19 protein-coding genes are annotated in these 24,660 nt (G+C 68.1%); 7 read left to right on the top strand and 12 right to left on the bottom strand.

The genetic code is table 11. The features are described 5' to 3' along the window. Positions 1-2,051: 2,051 nt before the first annotated feature. The 5 genes from GAS53_RS44690 to GAS53_RS44670 all read left to right on the top strand — a co-directional run bounded on the left by GAS53_RS44690 (position 2,052) and on the right by GAS53_RS44670 (position 10,303). Positions 2,052-2,669, top strand: coding sequence for a DUF317 domain-containing protein (locus tag GAS53_RS44690; protein WP_225859487.1), 618 nt, complete (start codon positions 2,052-2,054; stop codon positions 2,667-2,669). A 184-nt stretch (positions 2,670-2,853) separates the two neighbouring features. Beyond that, positions 2,854-4,149, top strand: coding sequence for an oleate hydratase (locus GAS53_RS44685; protein WP_225859485.1), 1,296 nt, complete (start codon positions 2,854-2,856; stop codon positions 4,147-4,149). Positions 4,150-4,482: 333 nt separating this feature from the next. Next, positions 4,483-4,920, top strand: coding sequence for an effector-associated constant component EACC1 (locus GAS53_RS44680; protein WP_225859484.1), 438 nt, complete (start codon positions 4,483-4,485; stop codon positions 4,918-4,920). Between the two features lie 6 nt (positions 4,921-4,926). Further along, the gene (locus GAS53_RS44675; protein WP_151483518.1) at positions 4,927-8,802 is read left to right on the top strand and encodes a caspase, EACC1-associated type; all 3,876 of its coding nucleotides are present in this window, start codon (positions 4,927-4,929) and stop codon (positions 8,800-8,802) included. A gap of 55 nt (positions 8,803-8,857) precedes the next feature. Continuing rightward, positions 8,858-10,303 (top strand): hypothetical protein, encoded by a 1,446-nt coding sequence (locus tag GAS53_RS44670; RefSeq protein ID WP_225859483.1) that lies wholly within the window; start codon positions 8,858-8,860, stop codon positions 10,301-10,303. A gap of 272 nt (positions 10,304-10,575) precedes the next feature. Here GAS53_RS44670 and GAS53_RS44665 read toward each other — a convergent pair whose 3' ends face one another. Further along, complete coding sequence (locus GAS53_RS44665) at positions 10,576-11,466, bottom strand: DUF5655 domain-containing protein (RefSeq protein ID WP_192583562.1); 891 nt, start codon at positions 11,464-11,466, stop codon at positions 10,576-10,578. 706 nt (positions 11,467-12,172) lie between these two features. On the opposite strand from GAS53_RS44665, the gene GAS53_RS44660 reads away from it, so the two are divergent. After that, entirely contained in the window at positions 12,173-13,111 is a 939-nt protein-coding gene (locus tag GAS53_RS44660) for a diacylglycerol/lipid kinase family protein (RefSeq protein WP_225859482.1), read from the top strand. Between the two features lie 39 nt (positions 13,112-13,150). Next, positions 13,151-14,266, top strand: coding sequence for a ferritin-like domain-containing protein (locus GAS53_RS44655; RefSeq protein ID WP_151483516.1), 1,116 nt, complete (start codon positions 13,151-13,153; stop codon positions 14,264-14,266). 137 nt (positions 14,267-14,403) lie between these two features. Here the strand turns inward: GAS53_RS44655 and GAS53_RS44650 are convergent, their stop codons facing one another. From GAS53_RS44650 to GAS53_RS44600, 11 genes are read right to left on the bottom strand one after another with little or no spacing between them, the layout of a single operon-like run. Further along, the gene (locus GAS53_RS44650) at positions 14,404-15,642 is read right to left on the bottom strand and encodes a beta-ketoacyl-[acyl-carrier-protein] synthase family protein (protein ID WP_151483515.1); all 1,239 of its coding nucleotides are present in this window, start codon (positions 15,640-15,642) and stop codon (positions 14,404-14,406) included. Further along, positions 15,642-15,881: an acyl carrier protein gene (locus GAS53_RS44645; RefSeq protein ID WP_151483514.1), complete on the bottom strand. Its 240-nt coding sequence runs from the start codon at positions 15,879-15,881 to the stop codon at positions 15,642-15,644. Before GAS53_RS44645 ends, GAS53_RS44650 begins: the two co-directional genes overlap by 1 nt. Positions 15,882-15,934: 53 nt before the next feature. Beyond that, positions 15,935-16,939, bottom strand: coding sequence for a beta-ketoacyl-ACP synthase III (locus GAS53_RS44640; protein ID WP_151483513.1), 1,005 nt, complete (start codon positions 16,937-16,939; stop codon positions 15,935-15,937). Then, positions 16,936-18,015, bottom strand: a complete 1,080-nt coding sequence (locus GAS53_RS44635) for a fatty acid desaturase family protein (RefSeq protein ID WP_151483512.1) — start codon at positions 18,013-18,015, stop codon at positions 16,936-16,938. The genes GAS53_RS44640 and GAS53_RS44635 overlap by 4 nt, the downstream gene beginning before the upstream one ends. After that, on the bottom strand, positions 18,012-18,986 hold the full coding sequence (locus GAS53_RS44630) for a VlmB-like protein (RefSeq protein ID WP_151483511.1): 975 nt from the start codon (positions 18,984-18,986) through the stop codon (positions 18,012-18,014). The genes GAS53_RS44635 and GAS53_RS44630 overlap by 4 nt, the downstream gene beginning before the upstream one ends. Next, complete coding sequence (locus GAS53_RS44625) at positions 18,983-19,546, bottom strand: flavin reductase family protein (protein WP_151483510.1); 564 nt, start codon at positions 19,544-19,546, stop codon at positions 18,983-18,985. Before GAS53_RS44625 ends, GAS53_RS44630 begins: the two co-directional genes overlap by 4 nt. Next, positions 19,537-20,028 carry a hypothetical protein gene (locus tag GAS53_RS44620; protein WP_151483509.1) on the bottom strand — a complete coding sequence of 164 codons (492 nt, stop codon included), beginning with the start codon at positions 20,026-20,028 and terminating at the stop codon, positions 19,537-19,539. The genes GAS53_RS44625 and GAS53_RS44620 overlap by 10 nt, the downstream gene beginning before the upstream one ends. Then, positions 20,028-20,546, bottom strand: coding sequence for a type II toxin-antitoxin system RatA family toxin (locus GAS53_RS44615; protein WP_151483508.1), 519 nt, complete (start codon positions 20,544-20,546; stop codon positions 20,028-20,030). Before GAS53_RS44615 ends, GAS53_RS44620 begins: the two co-directional genes overlap by 1 nt. Continuing rightward, a complete protein-coding gene (locus GAS53_RS44610; protein ID WP_151483507.1) occupies positions 20,533-21,831 on the bottom strand; it encodes an aspartate aminotransferase family protein in 1,299 nt (432 codons plus the stop codon). The genes GAS53_RS44615 and GAS53_RS44610 overlap by 14 nt, the downstream gene beginning before the upstream one ends. An 8-nt stretch (positions 21,832-21,839) precedes the next feature. Next, positions 21,840-22,976 carry an acyl-CoA dehydrogenase family protein gene (locus GAS53_RS44605; protein WP_151483506.1) on the bottom strand — a complete coding sequence of 379 codons (1,137 nt, stop codon included), beginning with the start codon at positions 22,974-22,976 and terminating at the stop codon, positions 21,840-21,842. A 41-nt stretch (positions 22,977-23,017) separates the two neighbouring features. Next, positions 23,018-24,652 (bottom strand): aldehyde dehydrogenase family protein, encoded by a 1,635-nt coding sequence (locus GAS53_RS44600; protein WP_151483522.1) that lies wholly within the window; start codon positions 24,650-24,652, stop codon positions 23,018-23,020. Between the last annotated feature and the right edge of the window lie 8 nt (positions 24,653-24,660).

The raw sequence follows: 24,660 nt of genomic DNA, 5'->3' as shown, positions 1-24,660 counted from the left end.
CCGCATTCGTTAAATCCCCACGGCCCATACCGCCAGCCTGACCCCAACACCCCACTCACATCAGGAGATCCGAGAAACACCGCCTAGGCCGCAGCGACCCCCTTCTTCATCCGGTCACGACGGGCACCATCGATGCCGCCACAGGCGGATCGCATGTGCCGCAACATTCGCAATCGATCGTCCTATCGCCGCCCACCGCATCGAGCGGCTCCAGCTCAGACGGCCAACCGGCATACGCGATCCGGTCGTTGTCAGGGGCGTCCGGATCTTCTGATGCAAGCAGGCGCGAAGGTATGCGCGCGGACCGACAGTGCGCCACCGAAGTCCATTTCTTGCTAATTTAGGTAGAGCGACGGTTCGGACAATATTTTTGTATTGTCCGAACCGTCGCACTACCGGGCGGGAATCCCCTGGTCACAGCCCTTTCGCCGAGCAACGACACTGCCGATGCCTGCGATCCAAGACTGGCACGGGCAAATTCGACCCCAATTCGACCCCGGGGCAGGTTCTCCAACCTAAGAACGCGCCCTGACCTGCGCAAATACCTTCAGGGAACAATACTCAGCCACTACGCCGGGTTCTTGGCAACATCGGTCGGCCAGTAACGGCGGATATGCGCAGCGAAGTCGACTTGTAGTGACTGAGGATTAGCAGGGCAGACGCGAACCTGACCGTCGGCGTCGCATTCGACGACATCCCGCGCCGCAGTCGATCGGCGAACCAGGGCCAAGCACTCCCACTCCAGGAGGGCCGCGCACGTGGTGGACTCCGCAATAGACCGACCGTGGTGGATGCATGTCACATGGGTAGCGGCTCAGCCGCAGCGCCGGTTCTACAAGGCTCCATGGTCAGACGAGCGCAGACAGCTTCGGAGCGAGGCAACATAGCGCGGGATCGCCGGTTAGCCAAACCGGCGATCCCGCGCATCATTGGTGATCCACCGCCACTACCTGTCGGTACGTCGAAAGGCATCGCCAAGACCAGCACAACGCAACTCACCGCGCTCGCCTGCGCTTCACACTGCCCTGTCGCTCGTGAGGGACAGGGCCTGGCCGCCCTCCAGATCTTTCGAGATACGCAGTTGGACTGATGGTTCAGTGACGGCGACGTGGCCAAGTCTTGTCACGACCTGGGTAAGACCGACGGCGAGTTCCCCTGGGTCCCGGCCCATCGACAGCGCCCCCAGCCAGCGAAACGGGGTGACCGCTCTTGCAGCCCTGCTGCTCTGACCAGTTACTGGCCCGCCTTCGCGGTCCACTTGCCCGCCATAGGCGTTAGCCCCAGACGTCTCCCGCAGTTTTAAAGCAAGTTGATCGCACCCAAGCCGCGCCATCATGAAAGGGACTGAGGAATCCGATATGCACAAGCTGAGCAATGAGCAGCAGGACGCCCCGTACAGCCCCTCGCACATCCGTGCCACCTGGGGTGGAACGGGGACCGTCCAGGACGCTTCCAGGGCATTTGGGTTTTCCCGATCGAAGGGCTACGACCTGGTGCGTCGCGGAGAGTTCCCGTGCCGCGTGCTACGCGTCGGCCGTACGACTCGTGTTGTCACCGCGTCCTTGCTCCGTGTGCTCGAAAGCGGCGAACCCGAGTACAGCGGTCTCCACCCCGGACGTGGCACGCAGTCGTAAACCGTCGCACGACGAAGCCCCGCAGGAGTAAACCTGCGGGGCTTCGTCGTCTCACAGGGATCCGGTACGCCAGAACGCCCTCTCCGCACGGTCGTAGTGGTGACCGCGCGGGGGTGATCTGTGAGAGGAAGAGGCCCCACCGAAGTGCTCCTGTGGAGCCTCTTCCTCTCACCCGCGCTCTCACACAGCTCTCACCGACTGTGCCGACTCCGGCGGACTGGTATGCGCTGAGCAGGCATTATGCACCTGTCTTGGATCTGCCTGGACGCGGCTGGACGGCTTCTACAACCTGTGCAAGTGGGCCCAGGCACTTCCGTAGTTCGCAGCGGCGCAAGCCGATCGAACCATCCACCGCCACAATTGTCGGGGGCTCCGCACAGCGAGGGTTCAACACGCAAAACTTGACAGGGAACGCACCTGGTCCGACGACACCACCCACGCCATCCACGAAGAACAGACCCTGCGGGCCGAACTCGTCCACGAAGCCGAACCCGCGAGACTGCCTGGACCATCGCCGCCTACGAGACCCCCGTCTCCGACCGGATGTGGCACCTCACCCTCTCCGGAGCCACCCCAGCACCCGTCCTCCAGACCCTGCTGAACAGGCTCGCCGAGGGAGACGCCTGGGAGACCGCCATCGGCGGCCCCGCCACCGAGAAGACCGTCACCGAAGCCACCCATCCCCTCACCGACGCGGGCTGGAGGCACACGGTCGACGGACGATGGATCCGCTGGGAAACCCTCCAAGCCGACGCCGGCGTCCAGTTCGACGCCTTCGCGGCCCAAAACCCGCACAGCACCCTCGCCTCCTGGACCCTCTGGGCCGGTCCCAGCATCGACCATCCCACTTGGGCGATCCACGCCTCCCCCTACACACCGGCCCCACTGCTCACCCACCTCGCCGAGGAACTCGCCCACGGCACCGGAACCCGCCAAAGCAGCCCCGCGAAGCCGCCGTACACAGCGAATCTCACAACCACACCGCGCCCTCTTGCCCCGGCACCAGCCGCACAGCACACTAGTCGGCACCGCTGACCGCCCTGGTGCCGGCAGCCGGGCCCGCCTTCACCATGCCTGGCGTGGTATTCGGTCGGCGCCCCAGCGCCGACAGCGTCCCGGGCGCAGCAGCCCGTGCGGGACGGACGCCATCGGCCTTCTGCTCGGCTACCCCTTACCACGCCACCGACACTCCGCCCTACGCGTCCAACGGTGATCACGCTTGCGCGAGGACTTCGCCTGGGACGACATCGCACGCCTCGTCGACGGCGACGGGAAGATCGTCGACACCCGCTCGATGGGATTCTCCGAACGCGACCGACTGGACCTGGTCCGCTGCCTGGCTGCCCCGGAGGGCCACCTGGACAGCAAGCAGATCACCGACTGCTTCGGCGAGCACTTCTTCGCCACGAACTTCTGGCTCCTGTGGTGCACCACGTTCGCCTTCCAGCCCTGGCACAGCGCGATCGAGTTCCGCCGCTACCTCCGGCGCTTCATCCACCTCTTCCCCGAGTTCGCCTCCATGTCGCGCATCCGCCGCACCCGCTACAACCAGTACGACTCCATCGTGCGCCCCCTGACCGCCTGGCTGCGCGAACGCGACGTCACCCTCCACACCGGATGCCACGTCACCGACCTCGGGCTCGCACCGGGCCGCAGGAGTACAAGGGTTGAGCGCATCTACCTGTCCCGCAGCGGCCGTGACGAGCAGATCGAGGTAGCCCCCGAGGACCTGGTCCTGGTCACCAACGGCTCCATGACCGACGCCTCCAGCCTCGGCTCGCACACCTCCGCACCGCCGCCGCCTCCCCGCAGCTCGGACGCGTGGCTGCTCTGGCATCGACTGGCCCGGGGACGCGACGACTTCGGCAACCCGGACGCCTTCCACAAGCACGTCAAGGAGTCCCGCTGGGAGTCGTTCACCGTCACCACGAAGGATCCGGCGTTCCTCAAGGCGCTGGAGGAGTTCAGCGGTCGGGAGACCGGCCGGGGCGGCATGATGACGTTCACCGACTCCAACTGGCTGCTCACCATCGTCGCCAACCGCCAACCCGTCTACCGCGACCAGCCCGAGGACTTCTCGGTCTGGTGGGGCTACGGCCTGTTCCCCGGCCACGCGGGCAACCACACACCCAAACCGATGACGATGTGCTCCGGCCGGGAGATCCTCGAAGAGGTCCTGCACCACCTGCACTTCGACGAGCCGAAGGCGGCCCAGATCCTTCAGACCTCCACCGTCGTGCCCTGCCTGATGCCGTACATCACCAGCCAGTTCCTGGCCCGCCGCCGCGACGACCAGCCCAAGGTCGTATCCGAAGGCTCGGTTAATCTCGCCTTCATGGGACAGTTCGCGGAAGTGCCCGACGACGTCGTCTTCACCGTCGAGTACTCAGTGCGAACCGCCTGGACGGCGGTGTCCCAACTCCTCCGGCTCGACACGCACCCGCCCGCGGTCTACAAGGGCCACCATGATCCCCACGTCCTGGCCGCGGCCCTGGAAACGATGCACCGCCGGTAGCCCGGAGCGCCTCACGGACCAGGAAGCGCCGCGCGTACGGTGGATGGCACGCCGCCTCCCGGCCGCCGCCACATGATCGTCGGTGGGGCCCACCGGCTGGATAGGGTCGAGCGGCCCCTGCTTCAGGCCACGATTGGGTCCAACGGCCCCTCTCGGCCCACATCCAGAACGGGCCGTCGGCTCTACGAAACTCCAGCCGGATAACACCGTCTGCGAGAGCGAAGTAGGTTTCACGTCAACAATCGGCCGACCGAATTTGCACGTTTCCTCTCGCAGCTACTCCGGTAGCTTCCCAAAGCATCTATGTCGACCGCCGACGGCGCAGGGGGACGCGTGAGCAACGACCGCGACAGCCAAGGTCAGCCGCACCTGTTGATCTCTGTGATCGACGACGATCCGTTGAGGGCACGCAGCGACGCCCGCGAACTGCTGGCCGAGGTGTCCGAGGCCGATCCAACGGCCTCGCTTCGCTTGCCTTCGACCGGTCCCTCTGTGGGCACCGACAAAGGTGGCGACGTAGTGGGGGTCGTCGGTCTGGTCCTGAGTGCCGGCTCGTTCGCGGCAGCCTGCGTTCAGGTGTGGCTGGCCAAGGTGCCTCAGCGCACGATCATCGCGACCCGACCCGACGGAGCCACGCTGCGGATTACCGGTCGCGAGGCCCGCGAGGACGACGAACGTCTCGAACGGTTCCTGGCCAATGGCTCCTTACCGGCAGACGCTGACGCGACCGGCGGCGCAGCGGGCCGGGGCGACACCTCGACGGCAGGCTGACCGAGGGTGCGTAACAACGACCGCTACGCCATCCTGATCGGCGTCTCGACCTACGACAGCGACGCTTACCACGACCTTCCGGCGGTCCGTGCCGATCTGCACTATCTGAAGGAAGTCCTGCAGAACACGGAGATCGGCCAGTACAACGACTGCGACGTGGTGGCCGATCCGACGCGTGCCGAGATGCTGCACGCCATCGAGTCGTTCCTCGAGGAGCGGCAGCAGAGCGAGAGCGCGCTGCTGTACTTCAGCGGGCACGGCGAGTTCTGCGAATCCGACAATCAGCTGTACTTCCTCACCCGAGACAGTGACCGAGCCGATCTGCCCGGTACCGCGGTATCGGCGGATTTCCTCGAGCGGACGCTGCAGTCCTGCCGCGCCGCATCCAAGATCGTGCTGCTTGACTGCTGCGCGAGCGGTTCGGTCGTCCAAGGCTGGCGTGCCAAGGGCGGAGAGGGTTCGGAATCGGGTGAAGCGGAACGCAGCACCCTGCTACGTCCCACCGGCGTGTACTTCATCACCGCTTCAGATGCGCTGCAGCCCGCCTCCGCCATGGCTCCCGAGGGGTCGACACTCGGTACCTCGCGGTTCACGGGCGAAATCGTCGAGGGGTTGCGAAATGGCCGGATCAAGGACAGCGGCTGGATATCGCCGGAGGACCTCTTCGAGTATCTGAACGCGCAGATGGTGCGAAAAGGTCTACCGAAGGAGCAACGCCCGACCAAGTCCACCTTCCGCGCCACCCATACGCTGTACTTCGCCAGATCGGTGGCTCGTCCGGTCAGCCTTCCCGCTCTGCCTGGTGAGCCGGCTCCGCCGTCGGCTGCCCAGTTGAAAGCACGCGAGCGGGCCGCTGCCGACAGCGAGAACGCCAACGACTGGCAGCGGCTGCTCCGCTACTACGCCCAGTGCCTGAGCTCCCAGGCCGCGGCGAGCATGCTGCCCGACCGGCGGACCGGGCGGAATTCGCAGTACTTCCTGGTGGACGAAGGACCCGAGACCATCCAGTCCGGTCTGGGCTCGGTCCTGCCGGCTCCAGCCCGGCTGCCCGGAGCGCACGCATCAGGCGGTGGCAAGACGAAGGACGGGGCGGGGCGCGCCGCAGATCAGCACGAGTACTGGTACGGGTATCCAGCCGTCACCCTCCCCTCCCGCGGCGAGGGCGGTCGGCGCACGGACGTGGGCATCGCGCCGCTGCTCATACAGCAGATGGAGTTGGCTCCGGACGAGAGCGGGCGGGCTGTGCTCCGTCCGAGTGGGGTGCCGTCCTTGCACACCAAGGTGGTGACCGAGCTTCTCTCCGAGGACGAGGCTGCCCAGTTACTCGCCCGCTGGCAGCCAACATGGCAGCACGGCAATGACGCCCAGATGCTCAGAGCCGTACGGGAGTTACTCCGCGAGCTGGGACTGCCGGAGCTCGAACCGCTCGACGCCTCCGCTCTCCGTGCGGATTCGGTGAACGAGGCCCTGCGCCCAGGGGCGCACAACGCCGCGGTGATTCTTGCTCCTTCGAGCGTGGAGCGGTTCGCCACCGACGGGCTGGTGGAGAATCTGCTGGCCATCTCCACGCGTACGGACGAGATACCCGGTACCGCTCTGGATGCCCTGCTGAACCGTGCCGCCGCCGCTTCAAAAACCGATCCGGTACTCGTGGTCGCCGCAGGACCGGCCAACGAGAGCCAGGAGCAGGTGGTCGTCTCAGCGATGACGCAGCCCCTGACCGTGGCCACCGGTCCGCCCGGGACGGGAAAGAGCGAGGTCGTCACCTCGGTGGTCGCCACCTGTGTCGCGGCCGGCGAGTCGGTTCTGGTGGCGTCCACCAACAACGAGGCGGTGGACGTCGTCGCCCAGCGGTGCGACGACATCGCTCCTGGCCTGATGATGCGTACCGGCAACGTCGACGCCTTGGTCAAGGAGGCCGCGAAGCTGGAGCAGTTGCTGTCGGATCCGCCTCCACAGCCAGGCCGCAGCTCAGCCACGGTGGCGGGTGAGCTTCGCAACCTCCGCGCTCGCGTCACCGTTCTACGCGACCAAGCCGGCCGACAGGTCGAGGGTGAGGTGCAGCTGGCCCGAGTGCTTGAGCAGCGTGCGGAGCTCGCCGCGAGGATCGGACTTCCGGTGCTGCTCCTGTCACAGATGTGGGCGACCGACGATCATTCGACGCTCGCACGCTGGGAAGCGCGGACCCGCAGAGCGGCGACGGCCGGGGGCTGGTGGGGACGCTGGCGGCGTAAGCGTGCGATGAATGCGTTCGTCTCGGCTGCCAGCCCGCAGGTGGCCGCGCAACTGCCTGCGTGGACCGGCGAACGGCCCGTCGTCTCGGAAATCCTCGACAATCTGGCGGACGTGACAGACCTGGAGCGGCAGGTGCGTGAACTCACGCCAGCCCAGCTCACCCACGACGAGGAGGCCGTACGTCAGGCTCGCGCGGCCTGCGCCACGACACGGGCCGAACTGTCGACGGAGCTGTGCGCGGCAGTGTCGGCGGAGGCACTCAGCCGCGGGCGATCGCTGTTGAACCAGCGACTCCAGACGCTGCGGCAGCACTCGGGGACCCAGCGCAGCCACCTGAATCTGCTGGGCCATCTGAAGGGGTGGGCGATCACCACGCACGCGGTGCGTCAGCTGCGGCCGAACGCCAAGCTCTTCGACCTGGTCGTCATCGACGAGGCCAGCCAGTGCTCCATCGCTGCGGTGCTGCCGCTGCTGTTCCGCGCCCGGCGGGCTTTGATCATCGGTGATCCGATGCAGCTGAGTCACATCCCCGGCATCTCACCGGAGCAGGAGCGCCAGGCACGTGTCAGGACGGGACTCAGCGCGGCCTGGCTGGAGGACCGACGGCTCGCCTACCACGCCCACTCCTCCTACCACGCCGCCGCGCAGAACGGCGACACCGCCCTGCTGCTCGACGAGCACTACCGCTGCCATCCGCAGATTGCCGACGTCGTCAACGGCCACTGCTACTCCGGCGCGCTGGAGATCCTGACCGACGTACGGGGGCAGGTACCCGCGGTGGACCTCATGAGCACCGGGGAAACCGCTCCCGTGCTGGCCTGGGCGAGCGTTCCTTCCAGCGAGTCAGCGCGCGGCGCTGGCGGAAAGTCGTGGCGCAACCCGTCCGAAGCCGCCGCCGTGACCGACATCGTGAAGGAACTGCTGCAGCACCTGCCGGAGACCGCAACGGTGGGTGTAGTGACCCCCTTCCGCGCGCAGAAGGATGCCCTGGAGCGCATGGTGGGCAGCGACCGGGTGCGGGTGGGCACGGTGCATGCCTTCCAGGGCGGTCAGCGCGACGTCATGGTCCTCAGCCCGGTGGCGACCGCCAATACACCTCCGAGGACGGCGCACTGGGTGGCGAGCCAGGTCAACCTCTGGAACGTCGCGATCACCCGCGCGAAGTCCCAGTTGATCACCGTGGGCGACCATGGCTACTGGCAGCAGCAGACCGGGCTTCCGCACCTGCTGTCGTCACGCTCAGTCCTGTGGAACCGGGCGCGGGCCGTCGATGCACACCAGGCTCCCGCACATGGCCCCGACCCACAACAGGATCCGCGCCGCAGGGACCTCGCCGACATCGTGCAGCAGCTCCTCGCCTCGCGAGGCGTCGTCGAGCTGGAACGCGACGCCGCGGCCGGCGGGCAGCGGGTCGACCTGCTGTTCACCGCACCCGAGGGCAACACCGCGGTACTGGTCGACGCCGGACCACTACCCGGCCGTGACCCAGCGCGGCACCTGCGCCTGATGCACGAGCGAGCCGGCCTGCTGATCGGACTGCCATCCGGCGGCCGGGGGGCGAAGGCGGGCAGCGTCGAGCGAGTTCTCCGTATCCCCGCCTGGCGCATTTTGGCGGGCCCAAACGTACTGGCGCCGCTGTTCGACTGAGTGACCGGTCGGCCCTGCACAGCTGACCGGACATCCGACCTGGGGAGGGGCAGTCGTGACGAGCACCATGAAGACCGAAGAAGTCCTGCACAGCCTCCAGCAGCAAGTGACCGTACCGGTGTACTCAACGCGAGAACTGGTGGGCAAGGTCGAGGAAGCTGCGGCCGACAAGGAACGTGAGCGCAAGGAGACGTTCCAGAAGCGTCAGGAGGAGGGCAAGACCAAGCAGGGAGACACATACGCACCGCTGCGACGCAAGCCGGGACTGCGCCCGCTCCCCAGCCAGGAACTCGGCCTGACGGTGCGGTTGTCGTTCTGGGATGTACTGCACCACCTCGGCCGCGGCCTCGCGTTGTCCCAGCGTGGCGCATCGCGCGGGCTGGCTGAACACTGGGGCGCCCTCAAGTACTGCCAAGCGCTGAGTGCGAATGCCGGAACCCACCTCACGGTGTCCGAGGAGGGCAAACGGATCGCCATGTACTACAAGGCGCTGCAATCCGAGGAGCTGGGGCATGCCTTCGCATTGGCCGTGAGCGAGGAAATCCTCACCCGCCGCTATCCCGACCACAGTGTCTCCATCGTCCGCGCCGACACCGCGTTGCGGGCCGGCTGGACATTGACCAGCCGGGACAAGGCGAAAACGAAGACCGTCGGCTACCACTACCGCCCGCAGTTCTTCGCCGAAGTCTGGAAACCAGGCGAGTCCTCACGCGTCTTCCCGATCGCGTGCAAGGGCAACCACAGTGACCGGCAGAAGGCATACGAGCAACTCGCCTCCGCAGCGGTCCACGCGGACGGGGTACACATCGGAGCCTGGAACGAAACGCCGGCCCTGCTGTTCAGCACGGAGATCTCCCTGAGCGACCCGCTCACCGTCCACGCCCTGCACGCCGACGGCCCCGGCGGCTGGCTGCATATCCCGAAAGGCACGCCCGCCGCCGACATCGGCCTGCCTGTGGGCGACAAGAACCCGGCCATCGGCATCTTCAAGCCGGGCAAGGGCAAGGACCCCGACTCCTCCGAACCCGGATGCCAGGTCGGTCCCGACGAATACGAGTGGTTCCAGCGTGCCCTGGCTCACGCCGACGCCGCCGGCCTGACGGCGTTCGCCGGCGACGGGGAATCCACCGCCGCACTGCTCACCACACGTCAGGGCAGTGATTTCTTCCAGGGCTTCGCGCACGCCGCGGCCGGCAGCGTCCAGGACGCGGGTTACACGCTGCTGGGCGAGAAGTTTGAGGGCACGGACCATGTCTTCCGGCTCAACGGCGAGCGGGTCCAGGCGTTCTCCGGCGTCGCGGCCGACATCCTCGGTGCCCTCGTTACCAGGGAGGAAGACAAACGCCACGCCGACGTCGCCGCCTATCGGCAACGGGTGCACACGTGGAGGGCCAAGCGGCACGGGACCTTCTGGGACCGCAACTGGAACGGCGTGGTCTCGATCAGCCGGGACGGCACGGTGCTGGCCATGCGTCAGATCCGGCCGTTCCAGGACGAGTGACCTCCACGGTTTGTGTCACCGGCCACTGGCCCACCGTGAGGCCGCGAGGTTGCCCTTGGGCGGCGCCCGCATCCTCGTCGACGCCGGTCCGCCTCGCAGGTAAGCGGCGTCAACGACCCGCATATAGCACCCGATCCCAGGTTAGCCAAACCGGGGATCCCGCATCATTGATAGTCCACCGCCACGTCCTGACCACCACGTCGAGAGGCAGCACCACGACAACAGCCCACAACCACACACCCCACCGGACCAGCCACCCGGAGGAGAAGCCGCTACGCCGCGGCGTAGCTGAGGCGGAACAGATCCTGCGCGCGCTCCAGGTCCCGCTTCGTACGAAGCTGCACCTCAAGATCGCCCGTACCATGGTGGCCGAGCCCCGTCACGTCCCGGGTGAATCCGGAAACAATGTCGACCCCCTTCGGATCCGCCTTGAGATAGACAAGCAGCTTGGCCTTCTGCGGCGGACAGACGCAGGCGAAGTTCCGCAGCCGCTGGTAGGCGCAATAGGTTTTGCGCTGGACCCGGGTGACGCCGTCCCCGAGGCCGAGCAAGACCTCGTCGACCGCCGCAGCCAGCTCTGTCATTGCCCCGTCTCGCCTTCGGGCACTCGGCACCGCTGACGCCCGTCGACGGGCCGCCCTGGGGACAGTCGCATGTCCGGTGACGGAGGCCGCGGTCTCAAGTCCGATGAGGTCCGTGCCGAAGAAGCGGTAGCGGACCAGGTCGATGCTACGGCGGTGCTCGCGGACAGCGTGCGCGTCGTAGCAGGTGAAGTCACCGGCGACACAGATCAGCCGGGGTGCACTCCACAGGACCTGGGACGCGACCCTCACCCCGAGCCGGTCGCGGACCAGACTCCGAAAGGCGTCCTTGTGGCTCATCAACCAGGCCATATAGAAGAGGCCCTGATTGATGACACCGGCATCCGTGCCGCGCTTGTACTCGACGATCACCGGCGCCCCGTTCTCGTCGAGCCCCAGCGAGTCGATCCGTCCGCCGTCGACACAGTCGATGACGTACTCGCTCGCGAGGAACCGCACTCCCAGCATCGTCTCCATGTGCGCCTCGATAAGGCTCTGCACATCAGCCTCGACCTCAGCAAGACGCGGCGCGACCTCCGTCACGCCGCTATTCGTCGTGTGGAACAGCTTCAGGCCCGACACCTTCCCCTCCTCGGCTCGAAGATCGAGAACGCCGGGGGGCGGCAGATTTATTTCCGCGATCGCCGTCGAGCGTGTGAGGATGGTGTGAGGCTACGCCGAGCCACGGAGACACGCTGGCGCCCCACGGTTCCCACGACCGCCTGATCCCACATACGTCCCACAAAATGACTGACAGTACGTCAGGGGACAGAAAGTCGCAGGTCAGAGCAAGTGGTCCGCGGATAGCCCAAGCGCCTTCTAAGCGCTTGGCCGCAGGTTCGAGGTGCCCGGCCGCGCGGTAATAGGAATGCTGCCCACACCGACCGGGGCCCAGTTCCCGTCGCTGGAGCCTCCGTACCGGCGCATCAGGTAGTCGTGCCGCCGACGGGGTACGGTCGCGGGCGTCCGGGGGGCGCGTGGGTTGGGACGAACGTCCGTGATCCCGTTGGCAGATGGGTCCGCACGTCATGGGGCTGAGACGTCCGTTTCAGCAGCCTGCAAGCCGGGGGTGTCATGGTCTTCATGTCGGCCGCGAAGGTCGGCGAGGAGAGATACCCATAGCGGCCCAATGGGGGTTGGAGTTCATCTCCGGTCAGGGGTTCAGGCCCCACGCAGGTTCGAATCCTGCTCTCTCCGCCCACCACAGCGAACGCTCACTGCCCATCGGAGCAACTCCCAGCGCTGACACGCCCGTTCGGCCGCCCTGATTCGGACAAGGAAGCCAAGTATGAGCCACTGGGCACACAACGCAGTGATTGTCGCAAACGAACGGGCAGGGAGCGCGGCTTCGATTCCGGTCACGGACATCGCTGCGGCTTGTGAGGGGCTCGTCGGAGAGGTGAGCGTGGTCCGGACCGCGTATCCGGGGCACGCGCGGGTGCTCGCGGTGAAGGCCGCACAGGACGGCGCGGACGCCGTGCTCGCGGTCGGCGGTGACGGTACCGCGAGCGAGGTGGCGGACGGCCTCGTGGCGGCCGTGGAAGCCGAGCCCGGACTCAGCGGCCCGGCCCTGCTCTGCGTTCCGGCCGGCACGGGCAACTCCTTCTACAAGGAGATCTGGCAGGACCGCCCCTGGTGCGAGTCGCTCGCCATCGCTTTCGGAACGGAGCGGCCTCGGATCCGGCAGCTGGACATGGCGCGCGTCGAGGAGACGCAGGACACCGTTCTGCTGGGCGCCTGCTCCGGTCTTGTCGCCGAGGCGCTGGAGACGGCCGCGGGGCTCACCCGGCTCACCGGTCGTGTCCGTTACCAGGAGGCGGTGGCCGCCACGCTGCGCGACTTCGCGCCTCATCCGGCGAGGGTTCTCGTGGACGGTGAGGTGGTCCACGACGGCAGTGTGATCCTCGCCAATGTCGGTGGGGGCCGCTACCGGGGCGGCGGGTTCCTCGTGCTGCCCCGCTCCGTTCTGGACGACGGCCTGCTCGACGTCTGCGTGGTGACCGGCAGCCTCGATCCCCGGGAGCTGCCTGGGCTGACCCGTGAGGGGCGGCATCTCGAACGGCCCGAGGTGATCTACCGGCGTGGCCGTCGCATCGAGATCGAACGGACCGACGGCGCCCCCCTCACCTTCGAGTGGGACGGCGAGGTCCAGCGTGGGCGCACGCGCTACGCGCTGGACGTCCTGCCGGCGGTACTGCCGGTCCTGTCCCCGCCCGAGCCTTCGTGATCGCAGGACCACCATCCGTACCACGTAAGGGGAGTGCTCATGAGCGGAACGGTCGACGGCGCGCAGACGGATACCAGCGCCGCCTGGTCCTTCCCGATGCAGGGGCGGAACACGTTCACCTGGGAGTACGACACGGACCGAGAGCGTTTGCTGAACCTCTATCAAAAGGGCAAGGACAAGCAGTGGGACAGCACCAAGCGGATCGATTGGTCCCTGGACGTGGATCCCTGTGACGTCCTCGGTACGCCGGAGAACACCCTCGCGCTGTACGGATCCCGGCAGTACGCCCGGCTGAACAAACGGGAGAGGCAGGAGCTGCGACGGCACATGGCCGCCTGGGAGTTCAGCCAGTTCCTGCACGGGGAGCAGGGCGCGATGATCTGCTCCGCCCGGATCGTCGAGTCGGTGCCGGACATCGACTCCAAGTTCTACGCGGCGACCCAGGTCATGGACGAGGCGCGGCACGCGGAGCTGTTCACACGCTTCGTGCACGACAAGATCGGTATGAGCTATCCGATCAGCCCGCATCTGAAGTCCCTGCTGGGCGAGGCCCTGAACGACTCCCGCTGGGACATGCCGTATCTCGGAATGCAGGTGCTAATCGAGGGCCTCGCCCTCGCGGCTTTCGGCATCCTGCGCGACAAGACGGACAAGCCGCTGCCCAAGCAGATCCTCTCCTACATCATGCAGGACGAGGCACGGCACGTGGCCTTCGGGCGCCTCGCGCTGCGGGACTACTACAAGGAGCTGACCCGCCAGGAGATCGCGGAACGCGAGGACTTCATCGTCGAGGGCTGCTATCTGATGCGTGACCGCCTGCGCATGCAGGAAGTGTGGGAGACGCTCGGCTTCGACATGAAGGAATGCATGGAGTACATGAACCGGGGCCCCCGCATGCAGGCCTTCCGTTCACGGCTCTTCACCCGGATCGTGCCCTGCGTCAAGGACATCGGGCTGTGGGGGCCCAAGGTCCAGCAGGCCTACGCCGACATGGGCGTGCTCGAGATGGCGGACCGTGACCTGCTCAAGCTCATGGAAGCGGACGAGGCGCAGGCCGAGGCGCTGGACGCCGAGCGCCGCGAGCTCGAGGAGCGGCAGAACGAGGTCCACCACGCGATCGCCGAGGGGCGGCTCACCGTCGTCGAGGACGGCTGAGCCGATCGGCGCACAGGCAGCAACGACTCCGCCGGATCCACGCCATGGGTCCGGCGGAGTCGGTTGCGTCGCGACGGTACGCGCTGCGAAGAGCCGCCGCACGGAAGGACCGTGCAGCGGCTCGACGAGGTACGGCCTCAGGGGCGGGTCAGCAGCACCACGGCGTTCTGGCCGCCGAATCCGAAGGAGTTGCTGACAGCGACCTCCACATCGGCAGGCCGTGCCGCCTTGGCGACGACGTCCAGGTCGATCTCCGGGTCCTGGCTGTCCAGGTTCGCGGTCGGCGGTATGAGACGGTGCTCCACCGTGAGGGCCGCGACGGCCACTTCGATCGCCCCCGAGGCGCCCAGCGAGTGCCCCGTCACCCCTTTGACCGAGGTCACCGTCGGCCGGTCACCGAGCACCCGGCGGATCAGCCGAGCCTCCATCAGGTCGTTGAGCGGGGTGGAGGTGCCGTGCGCGTTGACATGGTCCACCGCACTGGGCTCGGCCCTCGCGTCGTCGAGGGCCGCCCGAAGCGCCAACTCCGCGCCGGTGCCCTGAGGTTCGGGGGCGGTGGCGTTGTAGGCGTCGGCCGAGGCCCCGTATCCGCTGATGTTGGCGCGGATGCGCGCCCCGCGGGCCCGCGCGCTCTCCGGGCGCTCCAGGACCAGGACGGCGGCGCCCTCAGCAGGCACGAAGCCATCCCGGTCCACATCGAACGGCCGTGAGGCCACGGTGGGGTCGTCGCGGCGCCCGGAGAGCGCCCCCATCTGCTGGAAGCCGGAGATGATCGAGGGGATGAGGCACGCCTCGGTGCCGCCCGTGATCACCACGTCGCAGCGCCCGCCACGGAGCAGTTCGCGCGCCGCGCCCACGGCGGTGGTGCCGGACGCGCAGGCCGTGGCCGTCACGAAGTTGGGCCCGCGGGCCCCGAACTCCATGGCGATGTAGCCGGCCGACATGTTGACCGCAAGCATGGGGATCAGCATGGCGGACACCTTCTCCGAGCCCTGTTCCAGCAGGACGTGGTGCTGCTTCTCCCAGGCCGATGCCCCGCCGATGCCGCTGCCGAGCACCACGCCCACCCTGGCGCCGTCCCAGCTCGCCGGGTCGAGGCCCGCGTCGGCAAGGGCCTCGGCCGCCGCCGCGACCGCCAACTGGCTGCTGCGGTCCAGGCGCCAGGCCTTGCGTTTGCCCACCGCGGCAGCCGGGTCGAAGTCGGATATCCAGCAGCCGATGTCGGCCGGGATTCCGGCGAGCGCGGGCACCCGCTGCGCGGCGGTGCCGTCCGCGGACTTGATGCGGTCCCAGGACGCGGCGGTGCCGAGGCCGGCCGGGGTGACCATGCCGATGCCCGTGACCGCCGCGTCGAACCGGCCATCGGCCGCGGTCATCAGACCGTCACCTGCTTGGCGTCGAGTACTTCGGCCGCCTCGGTGAGGGAGCTCTTCGCGTGAAGGTCGTCGTCGGTGAGGGTGATGCCGAACTCCTCTTGCGCGGCCAGGGTCAGCTCCACGAGCGCCAGCGAGTCCAGTTCCAGGTCCTCGAAGGTGTTCGCCGGTGCGACCTCGTCGGCCTCGATGCCGAAGCTCTTGGCCAGCAGGCCCACGAGACGGTCGTACGTGCTGGTCATGTCGTGCTCCTCAACGGGTGAGTGCGGGTGGATGAGAGGGAGGGCGGGTGTGTTCACACGGGGGTGATCGTGGGCCAGCGGACGGCGCAGGCTCCCCAGGTGAGCCCGCCGCCGAACGCCGTGAGCAGGGTGCGGTGCCCCGGTGCCAACCGGCCCGTGGTCACGGCGTGCGAGAGGGCCAGCGGGATGGAGGCGGCCGCCGTGTTGCCGACCTGGTCCAGATGGACCGGGCACCGGTGGCGCGGCAGTCGCATACGGTCCGCGACTGCGTGCAGGATCCGCAGGTTGGCCTGGTGCGCGACGAGCCGGTCGATGTCGTCCGCCGCCCAGCCGACGCGCCGCGCCGCGGTCAGTGAGGCATCGGCCATGCGCTCCACGGCGTTACGGAAGACGGCCTTGCCCGCCATCCGGAAGTACGGATCCGGGTGGCCCGCACCGATCGTGCCCAGTGGTTCGCGTGAGCCGCCCGAGCGGATGGTGATGAGATCGCTGCCGGTGCCGTCACTGCCGAGCACCGGCGTGCCGAGTGCGCCGGGCTCGTCGGCGCCACCAGACCGCAGCACCACCGCGCCGGCGCCGTCGCCGAAGATGGCGCGGGTCGAGCGGTCGGCCGGGTCGAGGATGCTCGAGTACATGTCCGCGCCGATGACCAGCACGCTGCCCGCCGTGCCCGCGGCGATCAGCCCTGCGCCAACGGCCAGGGCGTACAGGAAGCCGGTACAGACCGCACCCACGTCGAAGGCGGCCACGGTTCCGAGGCCGAGCTGGGTCGCCACCAGCGGAGCGGTGGCCGGGCAGGGGTGGTCCGGCGTGGTGGTGGCCAGCACGACGGCGTCCACGGACTCGAATCCCGCGGACTTCAGCGCGCGCCGGCCGGCCTCCACCGCGAGGTCCGAAGTGGCCGTGGACGGCGCGGCGACATAGCGCGTCCCGATCCCCGTACGGCTGCGTATCCAGTCGTCGGACGTGTCCAGTTCCCGCGCCAGGTCGTCATTGGTGACCGCGTGCGGCGGAAGCCAGGTGCCGAGGCCGCACAGCACCGCGGTGTCGGCGTTCACCGTGTTCCCTGGACCGACGCGCTGTGCTCCAGCGTGGCCACCTCCTGGCTGACCTCACCGAGATAGTCGGCCACGTTCAGATAGGACCGCAGCAGCCGCTGCTCGGCGTACGGCAGGCCGTTGCGCACCAGGTACTCCTTCACCAGCGGCTGGGCGCGGCGCAGGTTCCTGCGCGGCATGGACGGGAACAGGTGATGCTCGATCTGGTAGTTGAGCCCGCCGTAGAAGAAGTCCGTGATCCGGTTGGGCACCAGATTGCGCGAGGTGATCACCTGCCGCGTGAGCCAGTCCAGCTGTTCCTGCTCTCCGTCGCGCACGGGCAGCCCCTTGTGGTTGGGCGCGAACATCAGTCCCATGTAGAAGCCGAAGACGGCCTGGTGAACGACGATGAAGGCGACGGCGATGCCTGGCGAGAGGACCATGAAGACCGCGGTCAGATAGGCCGCCAGATGCAGTGTCAGCAGACCCAGGTCGAGGGCCACGTAGCGCTTCAGTGCTCCCTTGCGCGCCGCCACGTAGCCGGACGCGTGCAGTCGCAGCCCTTCCATCAGGATCACCACGTAGAACATCCACGCCTGGTGCCGCACGATGAACCGGCCGACGGATCCGGTGCGCTTCGTCCGGTCCTTGGCATCGAAGATCACCTGTCGGCGGAGGATGTCGGGGTCCAGCGAGAGGTGGTTGGGATAGTTGTGGTGCTTGGTGTGGTGGCCGACCCACCAGCCGAAGCTCACGCCCGTGAGCAGATTCCCGTGGGTGTAGCCGATCACGTCGCCGGCCCGTCGGGTGCGGAAGATCTGGCGATGACCGGAGTCGTGGCCGACGAGGTCGGTCTGGCCGAAGCAGACGGCGAGGAAGGCTGCCACCGCCAGCTGCCACCAGCTGTCGCCGAGCAGCGCGAACAGGGTCCAGCCGGCCGCGAGGAGCAGCAGATTCGTGATGATCTTGAACGTGTAGTAGACGGGCTGGGAGTCCATGAGACCGGCCTGCCGCACCAGTTGGGTGATCTCCTGCAGGCTGGCCGTGTCCGCCGTCTCCTCGGCCGAGGAGACGGGATTCCTGTCCAGGGCGCTCATACCGCCTCCTCGAGGCCCATGTAGGCGAGCCGGGTCCGCTGCATGCGCGAGGCCCACTCGTGTCCGGTTTCCAGCCGCTCCTGCGCGGTGGTGTCCGCCAGGCGGCGGCCGGGCCAGATCTCGTAGTCGCCCAGCAGGTCCCTGTGCTGCTCGACGCCCTGCTGGAAGAGCTCTTCGCGGCGCATCAGCTGCTCCGTGGTCGGTAGCTTGTCCCACAACGCGTAGCCCTCCTGGATCAGCTCCAGGAGACGCTCCTTGTCGTGTGGGTTCTCGCGCAGGTGGTCGCGGACGATGGCGCTGCCGACCGTCAGATGCCGGATCTCGTCGATTCCGGCGCCCCGTTCGATGTCGGCGGCCGCCGGGTCGAAGACCCGCCATTTGCGCTCGCTCAGCTCGGCTGCCGGTGCCAGTACGCCCTCGACCAGCACCGTCAGGACCAGCACTCCGCCGATGAAGTCGCGCTCGTCGCGCAACACCCGCAGCCCGAGGTTCTCCAGGGGGACGAGGATCCGCTCCTGGTCGGTGGCCGCGAGGCGGGCCACCGTGGCGAACAACTCCGCCTGCGGGACGCCGAGTTCGAGCAGGTGGCTGCGGAACACCATGGCGTGACGGGCCTCGTCGATCAGCTGGGTGGCGTAGAACTCCATGGTGTCGTTGTCCGGCGCCAGCGCCGTCATGTAACCGATGGCCCGGGTGGCCTTCTCCTCGGCGATGGAACGGTAGGCAAGCTCCTGGGTGAGCGCGCTGTTGAGCGGGCCGGGCTCCCTGACCACTTCCAACGGTCGTACGTTCGCCGCGTGGCCGAGGACGTTGCCGCGCAGTGTGCCGTGCGGAACGGCGTTGAGCCAGTACCGCAGATTGCAGACGGCCGGGGCGAGTTCGAGGCTCTCCGCACCGTCCAGGAGCGAGGGAGCCGTGTCCCAGTCGGCTTCGGCGGGAATGTCTGCGGTCTCGGTCGTCGATGTCGTCATGAGGAATCCCTTTCAATCCCTTTCCGCGGAGCGGAGGTGGAGGGGCCGGAGTGCAGGTCGTAGGCGAAATTGACCAGCGGGGTGCCGCCGCTGTGGACCGCTGAGACGACCCGCGCGACCACCAGTTCGTGATCACTGAGTGGAACGGTGAGCTCCGGCCGGCACTCCAGCCACGCCACCGCTCCGCTGAGCCGCGGTACGTTGTCGGCCAAGCCGCCGAGCCAGGCCTCCGGCGGTAGCTGTCCCAGGCCGCGGGGCCGCCCGCGGCGGGCGAAGTGCCGGGCCAGCGGCTCCTGTGCGGCCGCGAGGCCGTTGGCGACGAAGACTCGGCTGTTCGCCATGGCGCGCAGTCCACGGCTGCCGCTGCGCAGCGCCACGCAGGCCATCGGGGGCTCTCCCGGGACGGTGCTGAACGTGCTGACCGTCACGCCCTCGGCCTCGTCTCCCACCCCACAGGTGAGTACCGTCACCCCGGTGACGAAGTGGCGCATCGCGGTGACGACAGCGGTGTCGTCGGCCGTCCGGGCTGTTGAGGGTGACTGTCGGGTGGCTAGGGCCATGACAGCGCGCCGGTGCTCTTGGGGTCCCGGTCGGCGGCGGTGTGCTCGGCCTCGAACTCGCTGCGGAAGCGGCGGTACGCCTGGTGCGTCTCCGGCTCGAAGTGGAGGCCGAAGGGCTTGAGATAGTTGCCGAACAGCGCCCGGTCGCCGAAGAGGTGGATGGGCAGCGCGAGCAGCGCCCACTCGAAGCCCCACAGCCAGATCCACCCCAGCGTCACGAGGCCCTGAGTGACCAAGGAGTGCATGACGTTGTAGCCGACGTAATAGGCCTTGTGGAGCTGCCCTTTGTGGCGCCGGTACTGAATGGCCCCGGGGATGTAGCCGATCAGGTCGATGTAGACGAACAGCGCCAGGGCGGGCAGCCACCGCACCTCGTCGAGGTGCGCGAAGAAGAGGGCTGTGGCGACGACGAGGCCGAGCCCGTACTCCGCCCGGACGAGCCGCGCGGTCACCGGTGTCATGAACAGGTTCTTGGTGTCCATCAGCCGACCTGGGCCGCGGACACGGGAGCCATCGGCTCGGCCGGTGCGGTGGCGACGGCTCGGGCCAGCGCCTCGTCACCCACCACCGTGCCCGAGGCGAACAGGCCGAGCACCACCCGGGCGATGGTCTCCTTGATGACCCGCTCGGCGACCGGTTCCAGGATTCCCGCGAGGCTGGGGATGCCGAAGTCGAACTCCGCACGGAAGCCGACGCGTACCTCGTTCCCCGCGGTGAGGATCCGCCAAGTGCCTTCGAACGACTCGAAGTCGCCGTCGAGCTGGGTGAAGGTGATGGTGAGCGCCTGGCGGTCGAAGTGGTCGGACTCGGTCCAGCGCAGGATGCCGTTGCGGAAGTACACCTCCCAGTCGCTGGTCTCCTCCACCTCGCTGAGGTCATGGACGGTGACCGAGCGGACCACCGGCGCGAGTTCGGGGTAACGAGCGAATTCCTTCACCCGGTCGTACACCGCGTCCGCGGCGATATCGGGGACACCGATGGTTACGTCAACGATGCGCATGGGCGGCGCCACCTTCGAGAGTCGGGACATAGCGGGCTGCCTGCGCGCGGCAGGCACGGTCGACGGCCGCAAGGAGGAACTGCACGTCCGAGGGGCTGAGGACAGCGGGCGGGGTGAATCGCAGCACCAGGTGGGAGTTGAGCGAGTGGTTCGCCACCACGCCCTGCTGAATCAGTTCGACCAGCAGGTCGCCGGCCGGTCCCGGCTCGGCAAACTCGACGCCGAGGAGCAGCCCACGGCCCCGTACCTCCCGTACGACATCGCCGAAGTGCTCCTTCGCGATCCGGCCGATCCCTTCGAGCAGTTCGACGCCCAGATCGCGGGCCCGGGCCACCAGACCCTCTTCCTCGATGGCCTCCAGCGCGCCCCGCACGGCGGCCATCGCCAGCGGCATGCCGGAGAAGGTGGACGTGTGCAGATACGGGTCCCGGTCGAGGGCGCGGAACGCCTCCGCGGTCGCGATGACCGCGGAGACGGGCATGATGCCCCCGCCCAGGCCCTTGCCGGAGAGCAGCAGATCCGGGGTCAGCCCCTCCTCGTCCGCGCCCCACCAGGTGCCGAGGCGGCCGAGTCCGGTCTGGATCTCGTCCAGCACGAAGAGCGCGCCATGGGCGCGGCACAGCTCCTGGACCGTCCGCAGATAGCCGGGCGGCGGGAGGACCACGCCCGCCTCGCCCTGGACCGGCTCGATCACCACACAGGCCCGGCCGGACGCCTCCTTCAGCTGCTCCGCCAACGCCTCGGCATCGCCGTACGGCACATGGCGGGTGCCCGGAAGCAGCGGGCGGAACGGCTCCTGGAACAGCTCCTTGCCGGTGAGGCTGAGGGCGCCCATGGTCTTGCCGTGGTAGCCGCCGTGAGTGGCGATCAGCCGGTCCTTGCCGCAGCTGCGGGCGATCTTGATGGCCGTCTCCACGGCCTCGGCGCCCGAGCAGGCGAAGTGCACCCGGTCGAGTCCCGCCGGGGCCTTCGCCACCAGCGAGTCGGCGGCCAGTGCTGTCTGCGGTTCGAGGAGGACGCGAGTGGCCACCGGGTTCCGGTGCAGCTGCTCGGCGACACGGCGTACGACGGTGGGGTGCCGCGCGCCCATCAGAAGGACGCCGTAGCCGGCGCAGTTGAGCAGCCGTCGGCCGGTCGCGGTGGTCACCCAGGCGCCCTGGGACTCCGTCTCCAGTTCGCCTCCCAGCAGCTCGCCGAGGGTGGCGCGCCCCTTGCTCAGGCGCGTCCGGTACAAGCGGCCGATCTCTTCGCGGCCTGGTGTCTGCGCGGACGGGACAGTGGTCATGACGCTCCTCATGCCAGACGCAACGGCCGGCCGTCGGCGTGCTCGAGGAAGGGCTCGATGAAGCTGGAGCGGGACGGGGGGTGGAAGGACAAACCGTGCGAGGCGGCGGCCAGATAGGCGATGTCGCCCGAGCCGATGAAGGCCATCCCGCCGAGCAGTTCCACCGCGCGGCCCACGGCGCCACGCAGCGCGTCCTGCGCCCCGTACCGCGCGACCAGGGCCCGTCCGAGACCCTCGTTGCCCGCCGCCCCGTCCATGATCATGCGAGCCGTGCCCTCGGTGAGGAGGGTGGCCGTCTCGTACTGGGCCAGCAGCTCGGCCCGTTCGGTGTGCGTGCCGCGGCCGCTCTCCAGGACGCGCTCGACCAGTGCGCCCGCCATCCCGACGTACGAGGCGGTGATGAGCAGTTCGAACCAGATCAGACCGACCGTCTGGAGCTCGTCCAGCTCGCCCGCCTCGCCGAGTTCCGTGCGCATCACCTGCTGCTCGTTGACGAAGACGTCCTTGAGCCGCACCTCATCGCTCTCGGCCCCGGCCAGGGCCCAGCTCGACCAGAACGGCTCCACGGTCAGGCCCTCCACCTGCCGGGGCACCAGGAGCACCGCCATGTCACTCGTGCCGTCCGTGTTCGGCAGGGCGGTGCTCGCGGTGAGCAGGTCCATGGAACGGGAAAGACTGCAGGGCTTTTTCGACCCGCTGACGCGGTAGCCGTTCTCCGTGGGCGTCGCCTCGACCGTGGGGCTCAGGATGCCGCGGCCCGGGCGGCCCTCGGCGAATCCGGAGGCGACCAGCAGCCCCTGCTCGACGATCCCTTCGAGCAGCGCCCACTCCACCCCGCCGCTCTGCAGGCTGTCGGCGAGCGAGAACAGTGTGGCCACGGAGAAGTGATGCATGGTGGTGGCCACCGCGAGGGAGGGCGCGACGGCGCCCAACGCACGGGTGACAGCGACCGCCTGCAAGGGTGTGGCCCCGCTTCCCGAGTAGGTCTTGGGGATGACGAGCCCCGGACCTCCGTGCGCGCGGAAGAGCTCGATGGCCGGGCTGCCCGGCTTCTCCAGGTCGGCCAGCGGAATCTTCTCGAGCTCGCCCAGCAGGCCGGGAAGGAACTCCTCACAGGTGCGTCGAGCCGTGTTCATTGAGCGCATGACGTCGTCTCCTTGTGAACGTCTTTGTGCGAACGACTGGTTCAGGGGCGCTCGTTGATCAGGTTCTGCCAGGCGCCGAAGACCGCGTCCCGGGGCTGGGATCCCGAGCTGATGCTCACGCCCTGGAGGTGCGAGGTCCGCAGGATGGGGTAGTTGGCCTCGCCGAAGACGCCTCCGGTCAGCCCGGTCCCGCCGTGCGTGGGCAGATAGGGCAGGAAGCCGATGTGCGAGTCGTTCACCTTGAACAGGCCGCCGGTGCGGACGCGGGTGACGAACTCGTCGATGACCTCGGGGTCCTTGGCCCACAGCGAGTTGCGCAGCCCGTAGTGGTTGGAGTTCACGAATCCGATGAACTCCGCCAGCAATTCGGTGTCGGGGGCGGGTTCGGCGACGACCAGGGGCAGCAGCGGGAAGAACGTCTCGTGCCGAACGGCCTCGAACTCGCGCGCTCCCTCGACGCCGCGCACGACGATCACGGTCGGCTCGAGGAAGATGCCATTGGGGTCGCGGGTCTCGTCGAGCTGCATGGCGTGTCCCCCGCAGACCACCTCGGCACCCTTGTCACGGGCGTCCTGGAGGCAGTTGAAGAACTTCTCGTTGCGCAGCACGGGCGTCAGCAGCACGTCGGGTTCCCACGGGTGGCCCGGACGGATGTGGCCGATCTGCCGGACCAGGGACTCCACGAGCGCGTCCGCCACGTCGGGGTGCACGAGCACCTGATTGGGGATCATGCACAGCTGCCCCGAACCGTAGAAGCTCTCGGTGAGGGCCTCGGCGGCGAGTTCGACGTCGGCGTCCTTCCACACGGTGACGACGTCGTTGCCGGCCAGCTCCAGGATCGGCTTCTTGCCCGCGGCGATGCAACGCTCCTCGAACTTCAGGCCGTTGCTGCTGCTGCCGAAGTAGATGATGTCGTCCACCGCGTGATGCTGCAGCCAGCAGCTCAGCATCGGCGCCGGGTCGCCGCAAACGACGTTCAGCGTGCCCGGCGGGGCGCCGACCTCGTCCAGCACGGGTGCCACGATCTCCTGCATGACGTACATGACTCCGAGCGGCGCGCTGCGCGGGGCCCGCACCACCAGCGCGTTGCCGCCCATGAGGGCCGTCACGCCGAGAAGGGCGCTGGACAGGGGCGCGTTCTGCGGAGGGTTCAGGCAGACCACCCCGTCGGGCTGCCGACGCACCTGGAGACGGCGCTCGCCGCGGTGGAACTCCTGGAGCATCTGGGAACGGTAGAAGCTGATCGACTCCGGGCCGAAGCACTCCAGCATTCCGGACACCTGCCACCGGGCCAGGGCCAAGGGGTGCCCCTCCTCGACCAGGATGGCGGCGATGTCCTCGGCGTGTTCGGCGAGGCGCGCGTGCAGGAGCCTCCCCACGGTGTCGATGCGGGTGCCCGGGTGCACGGCACTCCAGGCGGGGGCCGCCTCGGCCGCGGCCTCGACGGCCCGCTCCACTGTGGCGCGGTCGGCCTTGGCGACACGTCCGACGACGGTCGCCGGCAGGTCGTCCGGCGCTACCCGGCCCTGCTCCAGTTTCCGTTTGAGAGTAAGACTGGCGAATACGTCGTCCAGTAAGGAATCCGCGTTGAGTACGTAGACCCAATCCTCGCCGGGAACCTGTTGGGCGTTGACATAGGACTGATAGGTACGCAGGCGCGCGGGAACCTGACGCATGCCGTGCT

This window comes from Streptomyces albicerus (genome assembly GCF_008905045.1).
Classification (GTDB): Bacteria; Actinomycetota; Actinomycetes; order Streptomycetales; family Streptomycetaceae; genus Streptomyces; species Streptomyces albicerus.
This window is presented reverse-complemented; position numbering and strand designations above follow the sequence as displayed.

Bases quoted from the DNA above. Each gene is read 5' to 3' on its own strand.
- GAS53_RS44660 (WP_225859482.1), top strand. From the start codon at position 12,173: ATGAGCCACTGGGCACACAACGCAGTGATTGTCGCAAACGAACGGGCA.
- GAS53_RS44655 (WP_151483516.1), top strand. From the start codon at position 13,151: ATGAGCGGAACGGTCGACGGCGCGCAGACGGATACCAGCGCCGCCTGG.
- GAS53_RS44650 (WP_151483515.1), bottom strand. From the start codon at position 15,642: ATGACCGCGGCCGATGGCCGGTTCGACGCGGCGGTCACGGGCATCGGC.
- GAS53_RS44645 (WP_151483514.1), bottom strand. From the start codon at position 15,881: ATGACCAGCACGTACGACCGTCTCGTGGGCCTGCTGGCCAAGAGCTTC.
- GAS53_RS44635 (WP_151483512.1), bottom strand. From the start codon at position 18,015: ATGAGCGCCCTGGACAGGAATCCCGTCTCCTCGGCCGAGGAGACGGCG.
- GAS53_RS44630 (WP_151483511.1), bottom strand. From the start codon at position 18,986: ATGACGACATCGACGACCGAGACCGCAGACATTCCCGCCGAAGCCGAC.
- GAS53_RS44625 (WP_151483510.1), bottom strand. From the start codon at position 19,546: ATGGCCCTAGCCACCCGACAGTCACCCTCAACAGCCCGGACGGCCGAC.
- GAS53_RS44620 (WP_151483509.1), bottom strand. From the start codon at position 20,028: ATGGACACCAAGAACCTGTTCATGACACCGGTGACCGCGCGGCTCGTC.
- GAS53_RS44615 (WP_151483508.1), bottom strand. From the start codon at position 20,546: ATGCGCATCGTTGACGTAACCATCGGTGTCCCCGATATCGCCGCGGAC.
- GAS53_RS44610 (WP_151483507.1), bottom strand. From the start codon at position 21,831: ATGACCACTGTCCCGTCCGCGCAGACACCAGGCCGCGAAGAGATCGGC.
- GAS53_RS44605 (WP_151483506.1), bottom strand. From the start codon at position 22,976: ATGCGCTCAATGAACACGGCTCGACGCACCTGTGAGGAGTTCCTTCCC.
- GAS53_RS44600 (WP_151483522.1), bottom strand. From the start codon at position 24,652: ATGCGTCAGGTTCCCGCGCGCCTGCGTACCTATCAGTCCTATGTCAAC.